The sequence below is a fragment of the Marinobacter sp. genome, from assembly GCF_041686475.1.
In the GTDB taxonomy this organism is placed as follows: Bacteria; Pseudomonadota; Gammaproteobacteria; order Pseudomonadales; family Oleiphilaceae; genus Marinobacter.
The window spans coordinates 2,043-18,111 of record NZ_JAWLDU010000005.1 but is presented as its reverse complement, the minus strand read 5'-3'; the positions used below and the strand labels follow the sequence as shown (position 1 = coordinate 18,111).

At 58.0% G+C, this 16,069-nt stretch carries 14 protein-coding genes; 5 read left to right on the top strand and 9 right to left on the bottom strand.

Annotated elements, in window-relative coordinates; translation table 11 throughout:
- Nucleotides 1-10 precede the first annotated feature (10 nt).
- The 5 genes from infB to pnp all read left to right on the top strand — a co-directional run bounded on the left by infB (nucleotide 11) and on the right by pnp (nucleotide 6,729).
- The gene (gene infB, locus ACESMB_RS02280) at nucleotides 11-2,587 is read left to right on the top strand and encodes a translation initiation factor IF-2 (RefSeq protein WP_372970827.1); all 2,577 of its coding nucleotides are present in this window, start codon (nucleotides 11-13) and stop codon (nucleotides 2,585-2,587) included.
- On the top strand, nucleotides 2,587-3,024 hold the full coding sequence (gene rbfA, locus ACESMB_RS02275; protein ID WP_372926455.1) for a 30S ribosome-binding factor RbfA: 438 nt from the start codon (nucleotides 2,587-2,589) through the stop codon (nucleotides 3,022-3,024). Before infB ends, rbfA begins: the two co-directional genes overlap by 1 nt.
- Nucleotides 3,021-3,941, top strand: coding sequence for a tRNA pseudouridine(55) synthase TruB (gene truB / locus ACESMB_RS02270; protein ID WP_372926456.1), 921 nt, complete (start codon nucleotides 3,021-3,023; stop codon nucleotides 3,939-3,941). The genes rbfA and truB overlap by 4 nt, the downstream gene beginning before the upstream one ends.
- A 92-nt stretch (nucleotides 3,942-4,033) precedes the next feature.
- Nucleotides 4,034-4,303, top strand: coding sequence for a 30S ribosomal protein S15 (gene rpsO / locus ACESMB_RS02265; protein ID WP_372926457.1), 270 nt, complete (start codon nucleotides 4,034-4,036; stop codon nucleotides 4,301-4,303).
- Between the two features lie 302 nt (nucleotides 4,304-4,605).
- Entirely contained in the window at nucleotides 4,606-6,729 is a 2,124-nt protein-coding gene (gene pnp / locus ACESMB_RS02260) for a polyribonucleotide nucleotidyltransferase (RefSeq protein ID WP_372926458.1), read from the top strand.
- A gap of 79 nt (nucleotides 6,730-6,808) precedes the next feature.
- Here the strand turns inward: pnp and ACESMB_RS02255 are convergent, their stop codons facing one another.
- The 9 genes from ACESMB_RS02255 to ACESMB_RS02215 form a co-directional block, all read right to left on the bottom strand.
- On the bottom strand, nucleotides 6,809-7,669 hold the full coding sequence (locus ACESMB_RS02255) for an alpha/beta hydrolase (RefSeq protein WP_372926459.1): 861 nt from the start codon (nucleotides 7,667-7,669) through the stop codon (nucleotides 6,809-6,811).
- Entirely contained in the window at nucleotides 7,639-9,504 is a 1,866-nt protein-coding gene (locus ACESMB_RS02250) for a DUF4105 domain-containing protein (protein WP_372970826.1), read from the bottom strand. Before ACESMB_RS02250 ends, ACESMB_RS02255 begins: the two co-directional genes overlap by 31 nt.
- Nucleotides 9,505-9,598: 94 nt before the next feature.
- Complete coding sequence (locus ACESMB_RS02245; RefSeq protein ID WP_372970825.1) at nucleotides 9,599-10,063, bottom strand: DUF3015 domain-containing protein; 465 nt, start codon at nucleotides 10,061-10,063, stop codon at nucleotides 9,599-9,601.
- A gap of 171 nt (nucleotides 10,064-10,234) precedes the next feature.
- Nucleotides 10,235-10,936: an ABC transporter ATP-binding protein gene (locus ACESMB_RS02240; RefSeq protein ID WP_372926462.1), complete on the bottom strand. Its 702-nt coding sequence runs from the start codon at nucleotides 10,934-10,936 to the stop codon at nucleotides 10,235-10,237.
- Between the two features lie 9 nt (nucleotides 10,937-10,945).
- Entirely contained in the window at nucleotides 10,946-11,701 is a 756-nt protein-coding gene (gene livG, locus ACESMB_RS02235; protein WP_372926463.1) for a high-affinity branched-chain amino acid ABC transporter ATP-binding protein LivG, read from the bottom strand.
- A 6-nt stretch (nucleotides 11,702-11,707) separates the two neighbouring features.
- Complete coding sequence (locus ACESMB_RS02230) at nucleotides 11,708-12,979, bottom strand: high-affinity branched-chain amino acid ABC transporter permease LivM (RefSeq protein WP_372970824.1); 1,272 nt, start codon at nucleotides 12,977-12,979, stop codon at nucleotides 11,708-11,710.
- On the bottom strand, nucleotides 12,979-13,902 hold the full coding sequence (livH, locus tag ACESMB_RS02225) for a high-affinity branched-chain amino acid ABC transporter permease LivH (RefSeq protein ID WP_372926465.1): 924 nt from the start codon (nucleotides 13,900-13,902) through the stop codon (nucleotides 12,979-12,981). Before livH ends, ACESMB_RS02230 begins: the two co-directional genes overlap by 1 nt.
- A gap of 162 nt (nucleotides 13,903-14,064) precedes the next feature.
- On the bottom strand, nucleotides 14,065-15,177 hold the full coding sequence (locus ACESMB_RS02220; protein WP_372926466.1) for a branched-chain amino acid ABC transporter substrate-binding protein: 1,113 nt from the start codon (nucleotides 15,175-15,177) through the stop codon (nucleotides 14,065-14,067).
- Between the two features lie 147 nt (nucleotides 15,178-15,324).
- Nucleotides 15,325-16,069 (bottom strand): TPR end-of-group domain-containing protein (locus ACESMB_RS02215; protein ID WP_372970823.1); only part of this gene is annotated, 745 nt, incomplete at its 5' end.

The window sequence follows — 16,069 nt, the reverse complement described above, 5'->3', positions numbered from 1 at the left end:
GAGGACCAGTATGGCTGATGTAACGGTAAAACAACTGGCCGCAGATGTAGGCGCTCCCGTGGATCGTTTGCTGCGACAGATCGTGGAGGCTGGCCTGAAAGCCCGCTCCGAAGAGGATTCTGTCACCAGCGATGAGAAGCAACAGTTGCTGACCTATCTGAGAAAGAATCACGGTGAGAGTGAAGCGGAACCGAAGAAGATCACTCTCAAGCGCAAGACAACAACCACGCTGAAAGCGGGCCGTGCGAAAACGGTCAATGTTGAGGTTCGCAAGCGCCGCACGTATATCAAGCGCGCCGAGCTGGAGCCGGAAGCCGCCAGGCAGGAAGAGGCCCCAGAGCAGGCCGCCGAGGCACCGGAAGAAACACCTGCGGTAGCCGCTGAGCAGGCTCAGCCTGCCGAAGCGCCGAAGCCGGAAACGCCGGTTTCCGAGGCGCAGCAGGAAGCGCCTGCCGCTGAAGAAAAACCGGCAGGCGAAGAAAAGCCGGCCGAGGAAGAAAAGCCGGAGGTAGCCGCCGAGCCGGAACCGTCACCGGTTCCCGCGCCGGAAGACATGCCGATCCCGCCGCCCGAAGAGGGCGAGGGCAAGGATCGTAAGCCGAAGAAAAAGAAAGAGAAAGCTCGCGAGCGCGGTGATGAGCCGGATGACGGCAAGCCCAAGAAGAAGTCCGCAGGTCATCGCGGGCCTCGTAACCGTCCGGTGGAAGAACCTCTGATTATCAATGAAGAGGAAGAAGACACCACGCTGCGCAAGCCACTTCGCGCGAAGAAGAAACCCAAAGAGAAGCGTCACGCTTTCGAGAGGCCGACCAAGCCAATGGTAAGAGAAGTCGATATTCCCGAGACCATCACGGTGGGTGAACTTGCCCAGCGGATGGCCGTTAAGTCAGCCGATGTTATCAAGAAACTGATGGGCATGGGGGTAATGGCGACCATCAACCAGGCTCTTGATCAGGAAACTGCCGTGCTGGTGACCGAAGAGCTTGGCCACAAGGCCAATACCGTCAGCGAGGATGCTTTCGAGGAAGACGTACTGAGCGAGTTTGCCTTCGAGGGCAAGGAAAAAACCAAGCGTGCACCTGTGGTCAGCGTGATGGGTCACGTAGACCATGGTAAGACTTCGCTGCTGGATTACATCCGTCGCACCAAGGTAGCTTCCGGCGAGTCTGGTGGTATCACCCAGCACATCGGTGCCTATCACGTGGAAACCGATCACGGCATGGTGTCGTTCCTGGATACCCCGGGCCACGCAGCCTTTACCGCGATGCGTGCACGCGGCGCCCAGTGTACCGACATCGTTATCCTGGTAGTGGCAGCCGATGACGGCGTGATGCCCCAGACCAAGGAGGCGGTGGAGCACGCACGTTCCGCTGGCGTCCCGATTGTTGTCGCTGTCAACAAGATGGATAAGGAAGGTGCTGACCCCGAGAAGATCAAGGGCGAGTTGGCTGGTATGGAAGTGATTCCGGAAGAATACGGCGGCGACGTTCAGTTCATTCCGGTATCGGCTCACACCGGCGAGGGCATAGACAATCTGATTGAGGCGTTGTTGCTGCAGGCAGAAATTCTCGAGCTTGAGGCATCGGTGGACGCACCGGCCAAGGGTGTGGTTGTCGAATCCAGCCTGGAACGGGGCCGTGGCTCGGTAGCCACTGTGCTGGTCCAGAACGGCACGCTGCGCCAGGGCGAGATGGTTGTCGCCGGTGGTTTCTTTGGCAAGGTTCGCGCCATGACCGACGAAGCCGGCAAGCAGGTCAAGCAAGCCGGGCCCTCCATTCCTGTGGAAATCCTCGGCTTGAACGGCACGCCGAACGCCGGTGACGAGTTCTTTGCCGTGGCTGACGAGAAGAAGGCCAAGGAACTGGCGGAATTCCGCCAGTCCCGCGAGCGCGAGCAGCGTTTGCACAGGCAGCAGGCTGCCAAGCTTGAAAACCTGTTCGAGAATATGGGCAAGGACGAGGTCAAAACCCTCAACGTTGTCCTCAAGACCGATGTTCGTGGTTCCCTGGAAGCGATTACCAAGTCGTTGAAGGATCTGGGCAACGACGAAGTCCAGGTCAAGATCGTGTCTTCCGGTGTCGGTGGTATTGCTGAAACAGATGTGAGTCTGGCCATGGCGACCAACGCGGTCATCTTCGGCTTCAATGTCCGTGCCGACACAGCCGCGAAGCGACTGGTGGAGCAGGAAGGTCTGGATCTGCGTTACTACAGCATCATCTACAACCTGATCGATGATGTGAAGGCAGCACTGACCGGCATGCTGGCTCCGGAATTCCGCGAGGATATCGTGGGCATTGCCGAAGTGCGTGACGTGTTCCGTTCACCGAAGTTCGGCCAGGTTGCCGGCTGTATGGTGATCGAGGGTACGGTGTACCGCAACAAGCCGATCCGTGTTCTGCGGGACAACGTGGTGATCTTCGAGGGCGAGCTGGAATCCCTGCGTCGCTTCAAGGATGACGTACCGGAAGTCCGCAACGGCATGGAGTGTGGTATCGGCGTCAAGGGTTACGACGTGAAAGTCGGCGACCAGATCGAAGTATTTGATCGCGTCCGGGTTGAGCGCAAGCTTGAGTCTACGGGGGCCTGATGCCAAGAGAGTTCAGCCGGATTGATCGCATCGGCGATCAGATGCAGCGCGAGCTGGCCCAGCTCATCCAGCGGGAGATCAAAGACCCGCGGGTGGGCATGGTCACGGTCAATGCCGTCAAGGTAAGCCGTGACCTGGGCTATGCGGACATTTACGTGTCCCTGCTTACCACCGAGGAGTTGACCGAGGAATCGCCGCAGGTGCGGGATTCCCTGGCGGTACTGAACAAGGCTTCCGGCTTTCTGCGTGGCCAGATTGGCCGTGCCATGAAGCTCCGGGTTACGCCCCAGCTGCGTTTTCACTTCGATACGCTGCTCGGGCATAGCCGCCATATGGACAACCTGATTCGCGAGGCCGTTGGTGACAAACCGGCGGTTAACAGTGATGAAGACCCTGGCGCTGACGGTTCCACCAATGACCCGGAGCGAGACGTTTGAGTCGACGCCGCAAAGGCCGTGATGTAAACGGCATCCTGGTCATCGACAAGCCCATGGATATTACGTCCAATGGCATTCTGCAGCAGGTCAAGCGGCTTTATGGTGCGGCCAAGGCCGGCCATACCGGAGCTCTTGACCCACTTGCCACCGGGGTTCTGCCGCTGTGTTTTGGTGAAGCCACCAAGTTTTCCCAGATGATGCTGGACAGCGACAAGGCCTACATCGCTACCGCGCGCCTGGGAGTCCGTACGGAAACCGGTGACAGTGAAGGGGCAGTGGTTGCTGAAAAGCCGGTGCCTGCGGAGCTGGATGCTGCAGCCCTGGAACCGGTTCTGGATCAGTTCCGCGGTGCTATCCAGCAGGTTCCCTCCATGTATTCTGCGCTCAAGCACAAGGGCCGTCCCCTGTACGAGTATGCACGGGAAGGCATAGAAGTGGAGCGCCCGTCCCGTCCGGTTACCCTATACGAACTGAAACTGCTGGAAGTTCGGGAAGCCGAGATCGACATTGCGGTGAGTTGCACCAAAGGCACTTACATCCGTTCGCTGGTGGAGGACATCGGCGAAGCGCTTGGTTGTGGTGCCCACGTAACGGCTCTGCGTCGCACCATGGCTTCGGGCTTCACACTGGCGGATGCCGTCCAGGTAAGCACTCTGGAGTCCATGCGGGAGCAGGGCGAGAGTCTTGATGGCCTGTTGGTGGCCCCGGATGCCGCGCTATCCATGTTCCCGGAGCAGGAGCTGGCAGGCAGTGCGCTGGTGTCGATATTGAACGGACAACCAGTTAGAATATCTGGCCAGCCCGTCGAAGGGTATGTTCGCCTCTATGGCAACGGACGCTTCGTCGGGCTGGCAGAAGGATTCCCGGACGATGAGGCTACCAAACTGGTGCCTCGTCGACTGGTGAAGAGTAGCTGACAACCGTTCTGTAATGGTTGTGGCTGATTAGCCGGGCTGTAGAGATGCGTGGTTCGGCCGAATTCAATAGCATCGCGACAATGAGGTGAGTTATGGCACTTTCTGCCAATGAGAAAGCACAGATCGTTAAGGATTTTCAGCAGGGTGAAGGTGATACCGGTTCTCCTGAAGTTCAGGTTGCACTGTTGAGCCACAACATCAACAAGCTGCAGGGTCACTTCAAGACCAACAAGCAGGATCACCATTCCCGCCGTGGTCTGATCCGGATGGTAAACCAGCGCCGCAAGCTGCTGGATTATCTGAAGCGTAAAAACGCAGACCGCTACCTGGAACTGATCCAGCGTCTGAATCTGCGTCGCTAGTCCGGTTGTTCTTAACGGCCGGCGGGGCATCTGCCCCGTCGGTTGTGCTTTTTTTCTGCATTGAGTCTGTCAGTGAACTCTGAAGGTACTCCCTGTCGTATTGGAAAGCCGAAATTGATAGCAGGTTGTTGAAAAGCCCGGCCTCAGAAGCAGTGATTTCCGGCCCGGGGTTTTACAACAGCCTGTTAGCTTTCAGACGGGTTGCTCTTCGGTTCATCGGTTCAGGCCTCGTGCAGTTAAACGGACAATTCGCAGGGGCGGATTGTCTGAGTCAATTTGAAATGATGAATTCAGGAGTTACCGTGGATCTTAATCCCGTAAAAAAATCGTTCGAACTCGGCGGCAAATCCGTCACTATCGAAACCGGCCGTATTGCCCGTCAGGCCACCGGTTCCGTGCTGGTTACCGTTGAGGACATCTCGGTACTGGGTACCGTGGTGGCTGCCAAAGAAGCCAAGCCGGGCCAACCGTTCTTCCCACTGACCGTTAACTACTTCGAGAAGACCTACGCTGTCGGCAAAATTCCCGGTGGTTTCTTCAAGCGTGAAGGCCGTCCTTCCGAGAAAGAGACGCTGACCTCGCGCCTGATCGACCGTCCGATTCGTCCGCTGTTCCCCAAGGGCTTCATGAACGAAACCCAGGTGATCACTACGGTGATGTCATCCAGCAAGAATCAGGATCCGGACATCGCTGCCATGCTGGCGGCTTCCGCCGCATTGGCTATCTCCGGCATCCCGTTTGACGGTCCTATTGGCGCTTCACGGGTAGGCTACACCAATGAGCGTGGCTATTTCCTGAACCCGACCTTTGAAGAGCTGGAAACTTCCCTGCTGGACATGGTTGTTGCCGGTACCGAGGATGCGGTTCTGATGGTTGAGTCGGAAGCCAAGGGCCTGGTTGAAGACCAGATGCTGGGTGCGGTTCTTTATGGTCACCAGGAAATGCAGACAGCGATTGCCGCCATCAGGGAACTTGCCGCTGAAGTAGGCAAGCCTCGCTGGGAATGGCAGGCTGAGCCGGAAAACACCGAACTGCTGAATGCTGTTAACGCCGAATCCGCCAGCGCCATCGAGGAGGCCTACAGCATCCGCGACAAGATGGAGCGTTACGCGCGTCTGGGCGAGATCAAGACCGCGCTGGTTGAGAAACTGGCGGGCGAAGAGGAAGGCCAGCCTTCCGTGGATGACGTCAAGAAGTACTTCGGCAAGGTCGAGAAGACCATCGTTCGCAAGCAGGTTATCGACGGCAAGCCACGCATCGATGGTCGCGACAACAAGACTGTCCGTCCCATCGAAGTGGAGGTCGGCGTTCTGCCCAGCACGCACGGTTCAGCACTGTTCACCCGTGGTGAGACCCAGGCCATCGTGACTACCACGCTGGGTACGGCCCGCGATATGCAGATCATCGATGCCCTCGAAGGTGAGCGCAAGGACCCGTTCCTGTTCCACTACAACTTCCCTCCGTACTCCGTTGGTGAAGCCGGTCGGGTTGGTACACCGGGTCGTCGAGAAGTCGGCCACGGCCGTCTCGCCAAGCGTGGTGTGGCAGCGGTTATGCCCACCATGGAAGAATTCCCGTACACCATTCGTGCGGTTTCCGAGATCACTGAGTCCAACGGTTCCAGTTCCATGGCTTCAGTCTGTGGTTCCAGCCTGGCACTGATGGACGCGGGTGTGCCCATCAAGGCGCCGGTTGCCGGTATCGCCATGGGTCTGGTCAAGGAAGGCGACCAGTTCGCGGTTCTGACTGACATCCTGGGTGACGAGGATCACCTCGGCGACATGGACTTCAAGGTAGCCGGCACGTCTGAAGGTATCACGGCGCTGCAGATGGACATCAAGATCCAGGGCATCACCGACGAGATCATGGAAATTGCCCTGGAGCAGGCCAACGCAGCACGTCTGCACATCCTGGGCGAGATGGCGAAAGTGATTTCCGCGCCGCGTAAAGAGCTTTCAAGCCGCGCGCCGAGCATCACCACCATCAAGATCAACCCGGACAAGATCCGTGATGTGATCGGTAAGGGCGGTTCCACCATCCGTTCCATCTGTGACGAGACCGGTGCTTCCATCGATCTGGATGACGATGGCAACGTGAAGATCTACGCCGACAACCAGGATGCAGCCAATGCGGCGATGAAGCGGGTGATGGAAATCACTGCTGAAATCGAAGTCGGTGCCATCTACAGCGGCCGCGTTGAGCGCATCGTGGACTTCGGTGCCTTCGTCAACATCCTGCCCGGCAAGGATGGTCTGGTACACATCTCCCAGATCTCCGAGCGCCGCATCGAGAACGTTACCGATGAGCTCAGCGAAGGCCAGGAGGTGCTGGTGAAGGTTCTGGATGTAGATAACCGCGGACGCGTAAAACTGTCCATGAAAGAAGTAAAGGAAGGCGAACAGCCCACGGATCTCTCCGCGCTGTAAGTTTTTGCTTCCGCAGGTCGGATTAGCCGCAGGGGTAATCCACAAAAAGCCCGCCGCTCCCAGGAGTCTGGCGGGCTTTTTATTGCCCCGCCATAAAATCCAGAACCGCTTCCTTATACCCTGGAATCACAAATGTCGACCCATGCCCGGTATCCGTCCGTAAAAACCGCTTCGGCTCCTCCGCCGCCTCAAACAACCGCTCCCCATGATGAAACGGGATAATCCCGTCCCGCACACTGTGGATCACCATCACTGGAACCGGGCTGATGTCGCCGATTCGTTCATGGGCTTCGTATTCATCGGTAATGGTCAGGCTCAGGGGAACCTGCAGCGGCCAGGTCAGCCAGAAATCGCCCAGTTTCTCCCGCGCAATGGCGCGGAATCCGGAGAAGGTGCCATCAAGGATCACGCCGTCCAGTGGCGGTTGTTCGTCCCGTTTGACCCACTCGCTGGCCAGAGCGGTGCCAAGAGCGCCTCCGAGGCTCTGGCCCAGGAGGAATAACGGCTGTTGCTGGACATCTGTCTGCTCAATCAGCCACCTGAGACCGGTCTCTGCGTCGTGCAGGGTGCCTTCTATGTCCGGTGCGCCGGTTGAGCGCCCGTATCCCCGGTAGTCAATGATGAAGACGTTGTAGCGCTCCTCAGGCAGCCAGGCGACGTTCATGATGTGGCTGCTGATGTTCTGGGCGTTGCCGTGGAGGAAGTAGACCGTGCCCTTGGGGTCGTTTTTGGCGGGCAGCCACCAGCCGTGGAGGGTTTCGCCATCGGGTGTGTTGAGGAATACGTCTTCATACTCGAGGTTGAGGCGATCCGGGGTCACGTAGGTGACCTGGTCGGGATAGAAGAACACGCTGCTGCAGCCGGTCTGCAGCAATAGTGCGAGTGCGGCCATTATGCCCGCCAGTGTTCTCAGAAATACGCGTGGAGCCCGAGTTGCCATTCGCTGCGGTACCTGTCGTAGTGGTCTTCACGGCTGAACTTTCCGAACAGGCTGAGCTCCCGTCCGAAGTGCCAGTTGCCTTCGAGATACGCCTGGTCCTGACGGTGCTGGCTGCTGACAATCCAGGCTTTGGTTTTCACGCCACCGAGCAGGCTGAACCGGTTGTTCTGATGGAGGATGCCCAGATCGGCACCCGGGGCCGCGTCGTATCCCCGGCGCAGGTCGTCGTCGATTTCCAGGTCGGCGGTGGCGATGGCGAAGGCCTGGGTGCCACTGGCCAGTTGCCAGCTGCCGCCTGCGCCACCTTCCAGGTAGGGGGTGAAGACGCGATTGGTTTCGGTATCTGTTCGGCGACCGCCAAAGCCGACCTGCCAGGACAGTGGCGAGAAGAACTGGTTCCTGGGCGAGAGCGAGCGGATCTCAACGCCGGTCAGTTGCTCAATCTGCAATTCGTTATTGTCGGTGTATAAACGTGCATCCAGACGCAGGAACTGGAGCTGGGCGCCGGTGCGGTAACCGGCGGGTGGATCCAGTACGTCGTGGTAGGCCGGGCGCAGTGTCAGTTCCGTGAAGTTGCGGTCGCCGATTCGGCCTCCGCTGAGGCTGGCGCGGAAGGTGTCGTGCCCCTGGTCGTCACGGATGGCAGGTTCGGGGGCGCCGTCCTTTGCGGCTACGCCGCGGATCTGGCTGCGCTCGCGCAACAGATCGTGGGACAGAGGGGCAGCATGTTCCCGGGGCCAACCGTCTGCCTCGCTCTGGTAGCGGACATAGTCATAGGTGGTATCCAGCACCCTGGCCCGTTGCTCACCACTTAATGCCTTTACTTCCGGGTCATCCGCATCCACGTAGCCGTTCGCGATGGCGGCGGCGAGTGTCCGGTGATCGCCGGGCAGGGAATCGATGCTGTGGCTGACGCTGGTTGCCGCCGAGGGGCGGTAATAGACCTCTTCCACCAGGCCCCTGTCCACTACCCAGCGCACGGTATCTGAGGGAATGGCATGGGTGCTGACTTCATCCAGCAGGTCGGTGCCGGGCCGGGCTACGTCAATCAGGGCCAGCAGCCGGTAGGCGCAATTCTCGTCGAAGAAATAATAGTCGAAGTTGCGATCCTGGATCTCCCAGGTGTGAGCCAGCATCATGTCCACTTCCGGCTGGGTCAGGTTGAGCTGATACTCCCACAGGTCCCGATGCTCGATATCGGAATAGAGTCGGATTTTTTCGTAGTAGGGCTGGATGGAGGTGATGCCCGGATAGCCACCGAATATGCCTTTGTAGGCAAACAGAATCTCGCTGTCGTGAGCGGCGGCGTCGGCGGCATAGGAGATGGTATTGGCCAGGATCAGGTTGGTTTCTTCGTCTTCCTGTGGCGGATCGAGGCGAAGGAAGGTGTGGCCGAACATTGACGACGGGCTGTTCAGGTACGAGGCGGCAAAGACCAGTGTTACGGTTTCGGTATTCAGCTCTTCGGCCCATTCGTCGTAGGCAGGACAGTCTGCCGGTTCTTGTGGCAGGTCCAGTTGCTGTCTCAGCCAGCGGTCCCTGGCGGGGAAACGACAGCGGGCATGGTCGTCGCCGTTTCCGGGCTGGGTGATCGCTTCCAGTGTGGCTTCGAGCTCTGCTTCCGGTGACGTTTTACCCTGGTCGCTGAGAAAAAAGCTGTCATCGTCCGCCTGGCTGGTATAGCCATCACCGAAGCGGTCGGACTGGTAATGTACAAGAGCCAGCCATGCAGGGTGTTGGTGAAGGTCGCCAGTGTCCGGGAGTGAATTGGCGTTTGCGTGAAAACCTGTTGCCAGCCAGAGCAGGGCCAGCGCGAACCGAAGCGAAGTGCGCATGGATGATCAGTCAGTTCCGGGTTAGAAGACGGGTGGAAATCTTGTTAGCGGTTGCGCCGTCCCTGGCGCGACGATTCCATTCCAGACTGGATAATCAGGCAGTTACGTATTTGCTCAGTGATTCATTCTGTTCCAGCAGGGCTACGATAGCATCCACCGCTTCACCGGATGTGGTGTCCGAATCGGGGAAGATGGTTGCGAAGTTATCCTGCAAGACCTTGCGGAATGAATCCCTGTCTGCCTCGTCAACACCCAGCAGTACAGCCAGGGTATCCAGATTCTCACCAGAGCCGCGGGACATGTCACGGGCTACCTTGTCGATGTTGCTTTCCATGTACATGGCCATGGACTGAACAGACTGGTTGGTCTGACAACCGAGGGTGCCGGTGGTCATGCCGAAAGTCTGGTTACCAAAGGTGGCGTTGGTGGTTGCTGCCAGAACGTGAGGCGCAATGCCGGACTGTCCTTTCCAGATCATGGCACCAACGCCACAGCCGGGCTGGGCGAATGCGAGGGTAGAGGCACCCATGAGCAATGCACCTGCGATCAGTTTTTTCATTATCCACTCCTTGTTTGATTTAGCTGTCGTCGCAAACGCGCCACATCCGCCTGAGAGGGTCTCCGGAGCCGGCGCGCTAACGGCCCTGAATGATTTCCCGTGGAGACAGGTCGACCGTTGACTCTGAGTATAGTTCATATATCAGAAAGGCAAGTTGCAAAGGTCACCTGGTTAACCCCCCAGATACGCATTCTGAACGTCCGGATTGGACAGCAGATTCTTCCCGGTATCGTGCAAACGGATGCGTCCTGTTTCCAGCACGTAGCCGCGGTCTGCCAGATTCAGGGCCTGGTGGGCGTTCTGTTCCACCAGAAACACGGTTATGCCTTCCTCCCGCAGCTTGCCGATGATCTCGAAAATCTGCTTGATCACCAGTGGCGCCAGGCCCAGAGAGGGCTCGTCCAGGATGATCATGTTGGGTTTGCTCATCAGCGCCCGCCCGATGGCCAGCATCTGCTGTTCACCGCCGGACATGGTGCCGGCACGCTGGTGTTCCCGCTCTTTCAGGCGCGGAAACAGTTCATAGACGTGGTCCTGGCTTTTGCGGATCTCTGATTTGGTGTTGAAGAAACCGCCCATGTGGAGGTTCTCCTCGACAGTAAGGCCGGAAAACACACGCCTGCCTTCCGGCACAATGGCAATGCCCGAGCGCATGATATTGGACGTCATGTCGCGGGTGATATCCCGCCCCTGGAAAATAACCCGGCCGGACGTGGCCTGGGGATTACCGCAGACGGTCATCAGCAGTGTGGTTTTGCCGGCACCGTTGGCACCGATCAGCGAAACGATCTCCCCCTTTTTGACTTCAACAGACACGCCGTGCAGCGCTTCGATCTTGCCGTAATGGGTATGGACATCTTCAAGTACTAGCATGGTAATTCCTCAGGCCTCACCCAGATAGGCTTTGATAACGTCGTCGTTGCGGCGAATTTCATCCGGCGTACCGCTGGCCAGGGGACAACCCTGGTTGATCACATTGATGCGGTCGGAGATGTCCATCACCAGGCTCATATCGTGCTCAATCAGCACCACCGAAACGTTGTAGTCTTCCTTCAGGCTGATAATCAACTGGTTGAGGTCCTTGGTCTCGGCCGGGTTAAGGCCCGCCGCCGGCTCGTCCAGCATCAGCAGCTTGGGCTCGGTGACCATGCAACGGGCAATTTCCAGGCGTCGCTGCTGGCCGTAAGCCAGGTTGCCGGCGTCGCGGTTGGCCATCTCGGTCAGGCCGACCCGGTCGAGCCAGTAAGCGGCACGGTCGAGAGATTTCTGTTCTCTTTCGCGATAGTTCGGTGTCTTGAGAATACCGGAGAGCAGGTTGGTGTTCAGGTGACGGTGCTGGGCGACCAGCAGGTTCTCCACCACGGTCATACGATTGAACAGACGAACATGCTGGAAGGTGCGCACCAGGCCAAGCCGGGAGATCTTGTAATCCGGCTTGCCCTGGATCTCGCGTCCCTCAAACAGGATCTTGCCACCGGTAGGCTTGTAAAAGCCGCTCATGCAGTTAAAAACGGTGGTTTTGCCGGCGCCGTTGGGGCCGATAATTGCAACAATTTCATGTTCCTGTACGTCCAGCGACACCTGATCCACCGCCAGGAGGCCGCCGAAGCGCATCGACAGATTCTGTACTTCAAGCATTACCCGTCACTCCTGCCGTTTCAGTTCGATATGGATGCGTCGCATGGGCATCAGGCCCTGTGGGCGCCAGACCATCATCAGCACCATGGCAGCACCGAAAATCAGCATCCGGTAATCGGAGAATTCCCGTGCCAGCTCCGGCAGGATGGTGACGGCAATAGCTGCCAGAATCACGCCCATCTGGGAGCCCATGCCACCGAGCACCACAATGGCGAGGATGATGGCTGATTCCAGGAACACGAACGACTCAGGGCTGATAAAACCCTGCTTGGAGGCAAACACGGTGCCCGCAAATCCAGCAAAGAAAGCGCCAATGGTGAACGCGGAAAGCTTAACAGCGGTGCGGCTCAGGCCCAGGGATTTGGCGGCAATTTCATCTTCCCGCAAAGCTTCCCAGGCTCGGCCTACCGGCATGCGCATCAGCCGGCGAATGGCAATCGCGGTGATTACCGCCAGTACCAGCGCAATCAGGTACAGGAAGATCACCTTGTGCTCGCCGCTGTAGGCAATGCCAAAGGTTTCGTGGAAGGACGTGTTGCCTTCCTCCTTCACCCGGCGGCCGAATTCCATGCCGAACAGGGTGGGGTCCGGAATGCCGCCGATACCGTTGGGGCCACCGGTGAGGCTGGTCATGTTATTGAGCAGGATTCGGATAATCTCGCCGAATCCCAGCGTGACGATAGCCAGGTAATCCCCCCGCAATCGCAGCACCGGGAAGCCGAGCACCAGCCCGAACAGGGCCGCAAGTCCGGCCCCGATGGGCAGGGCGAACCAGAATGAGACGCCGTAATACTGGGACAGCAGGGCGAAGGTATAGGCACCAACGGCATAGAAAGCCACGTAACCCAGGTCCAGCAGGCCCGCCAGACCTACCACCACATTCAGTCCCAGCGCCAGCATGATGTAGATCAGCACCAGGGTGGCCAGGTCGACGGCACCACGGGATGCGATGAAAGGCCAGATCAGTGCCCCGATCACCATCAGGGTGAGCAGTATGGATTCCAGCTTCAGACGCTTGCTCTGTTCCATGGGCTCGCGGTTTGCCAGTGGGTTCACTGCCGGTAGCTGGCGCATTGAGCTCATGATGGTCTCGCGGAAATACTGGAATAAAAAGACAATAATGACCGCCAGCAGGATGCCGATGCTGGTGGTGACATTAACGCCTTCCAGCACCACGGAAGTGCCTCTGCCTTTCAGGTCCAGGCCGAGAATCGGATAGGAAATGATCAGGGTGATGAAAGCGCAAAACAGCGCGTGTTTCAGGTTATGAGCAGCCATCAGATCTTTTCAACCTCCGGTTTGCCAAGCAGGCCGGTGGGTTTGAACAGCAGGATCAGAATAAGCAGTCCGAAAGAAACCACATCCTTATATTCGCCACTGAGATAACCAGAGGTCATGCTCTCGGCAACGCCCAGGATCAGTCCACCGAGCATGGCGCCGGGAATGCTGCCTATGCCTCCCAGCACGGCGGCGGTGAATGCCTTCAGCCCCGCGATGAACCCGAACAGTGGGTCGATGGAACCGTAGTACATGCCCAGCAGCAGGCCGGCGACCGCTGCCAGTGCGGCGCCAATCACGAACGTTGCAGAGATGATGCGGTTGGTGTCGATGCCCAGCAGGTTGGCCATGCCCAGATCCTGGGATACGGCGCGACAGGCGCGGCCAATGCGTGAGCGGGAGATGAACAGCGAGAGAATCGTCATGCAGATCAGAGTGGTAATGAAAATGGTGATCTGCATGTAGGAAATGGAAGTCTGGAACGAATCCGCTGCACCAAACCGGAAACCGCCGTCGATCAGGTCAGGGAAACCGATGTTGCGGGACCCTTGTGCAAGGTGGACATAGTTCTGCAGGAAGATGGACATGCCGATGGCGGAGATCAGCGGAATCAGCCGGTGTTTGCCTCGGACCGGCCGATAGGCCACGCGTTCCACTGCCCAGCCCATGGAGCTGGAGACAATCATCGCGCAGATCAGGGCCACGATCAGTACCAGTGGCAGCCAGGCGATGCCCAGTGCGGCCAGGCCGGTAATGGCGATAAGGGCGGTGTAGGCCCCCATCATGTAAATCTCACCATGGGCGAAGTTGATCATGCCAATGATGCCGTAAACCATCGTGTAACCAATGGCGATCAGGGCATAGGTGCTTCCGATCGTCAGCCCGTTAATGAGCTGCTGAATAAAATAAAGGAGATCTTGCATCTGTGTGGGACTCCGATAGCCTGCCCCCTTCCCTGCATTCAGGTATGGCTCCGGGGTGCCGGGCGCTCTGAATACAGGATCAACAGGAGCCTAGAAAAACACCTTCTCCCGGATCGCGGTGAGAAGGTGTCCTCATGATTACCGTTTGTTAACGATTTTGGCTCAGTTTACCGGAGTTTTGCTGCCATCTGAATGCCATTCATAGACAACAAACTCGAACGACTCCATATCGCCTTTGCTGTCGTACTCGACAGTGCCGATTGGCGTCTCGAATTTGCCTTCGCGCAGTGCTGCGGCAACATCAAACGGATCCGTGGAGCCTGCAGCTTCAATGCCTTCGGCGATCAGCTGCACAGCAGTATAAGAGGTGAGTACGAAGGGCCCGGATGGGTCTTCGCCTTTTTCCTCAAAGGCCTGGACCAGTTCCTGGTTCTCTTCTTTCTCGTCGAAGCTGGGGGGCAGGGTAACCAGCAGGCCTTCCGCGGCTTCGCCGGCAATGGTGTTGATATCCTTGTTACCAACGCCTTCCGGGCCCATGAAGGTGGCGTCCAGGTCAGCTGAGCGCGCCTGGCGCAGGATCAGACCCAGCTCCGGGTGGTAGCCGCCGTAATAGACATAATCGACATCAGCCTGCTTGAGCTTGGTAACCAGTGAGGAAAAGTCCTTGTCGCCGGCGGTAATGCCTTCGAACATGGCAATTTCAACGCCGGCTTCCTCAAGCGTGTCACGCACGGCGGTGGCAATGCCTTCGCCATACTGCTGCTTGTCGTGAACAACAGCAACGCGCTCGGGCTCGAGGCTGGCGAGGTAGTTACCGGCAACCGGGCCCTGCATGCTGTCGAGGCCGATGGTGCGGAACACCAACTCGTAACCGCGCTCGGTGATGTCCGGGCTGGTGGAAGCCGGTGTAACCATCAGGATGCCTTCATCCTCATAGATATCTGAGGCCGGCTGGGTAGAGCTGGAGCAGAGATGGCCGACTACAAAGCGAACGCCATCGTTGACCATTCGGTTGGCAACGGTAACGGCCTGCTTCGGGTCGCAGACATCATCCACTTCAACGCCTTCCAGCATCTCACCGTCTACGCCGCCGTCGGCATTGATGCGCTCAATGGCCATGCGGGCACCGGAGAACTGCATGTCGCCATACTGGGCGACGGGACCGGTCATCGGGCCGGCGATGCCGATCTTGATTTCGGCAGCAGCGTGGCCTGCGCCCATCACCGCGATAGAAGCAGTAATAGCAGTTACGAGTTTCTTGACTGGTGTACTCATTGGGTCTGTCCTGTTTCAGGGTTATTCTTATGTTCTCAGCGATGTAAACAAACACCACACATGCTGCCTTGTCAAGCAGTTAAGCCTGGCCGGCGTGCAGGAACATCCGTGCAGGGAATGCAGCAAGGACCGTGCCGGTCTGTCGTATCAGGCGTCGGACTGCTCCTCGTCTTCCGGGTAAAACAATTTGCGGAAACTGTCGTGATCCCGAAGCTGTTCAAAGCTGGGATCCACTGAGGCGTCATCTTTATACGCCTCGGAAATGTTAATCGCCTTCCGCAGTGTTGCCACTGCATCGTCCCACCGACCAATCTCGGCATAGGCGCAGGCCAGTTGGTAGTGTGCGTGGCCGTTATCAGACGCCAGTTTCAGGGCGCGCTGGCAGAGGCTGATTGCCCAGAGCGGTTCCTGCATTTCCAGAACCGCGTCTGCTTTATAACTCAGCGCTTCCACGTCGTCCGGGCGAAGGTCCAGAATGGTATCGTAGGCAGAAATCTTGTTTTGCTGGGAGGTTTCCTGGCTGGCCTTCAGCCAAAGGGAATGCACTTCGTTGGTGCGCTCGATCTCCGCCTGGTTCTGGTGGATGATGTCGGACTTCTGCCGGAGTTGATCCTCAATGAATTCCAGGCGCTTCTCGTACTCCACCACCAGTTCATTGACCCGCTTTTCGGCCAGGCTTGTCAGCTGGTTGCGCATGTCACGAATGGAATTCCAGCCGATGACGACAAGGATGGAAGTGGCACCGGCAATCAGGTAGAAAAAATAGGTCACGGTGTCGGTAGCGTAGGACATTGTCTTGTCGGCCACTGACAGCTCCTTGTCGACCACTTTTTCAATCAGCTCGGCCCGAGTGTTCATCATTTCCTTGCGTAGTGCCTTGCTCTCTTCCAGC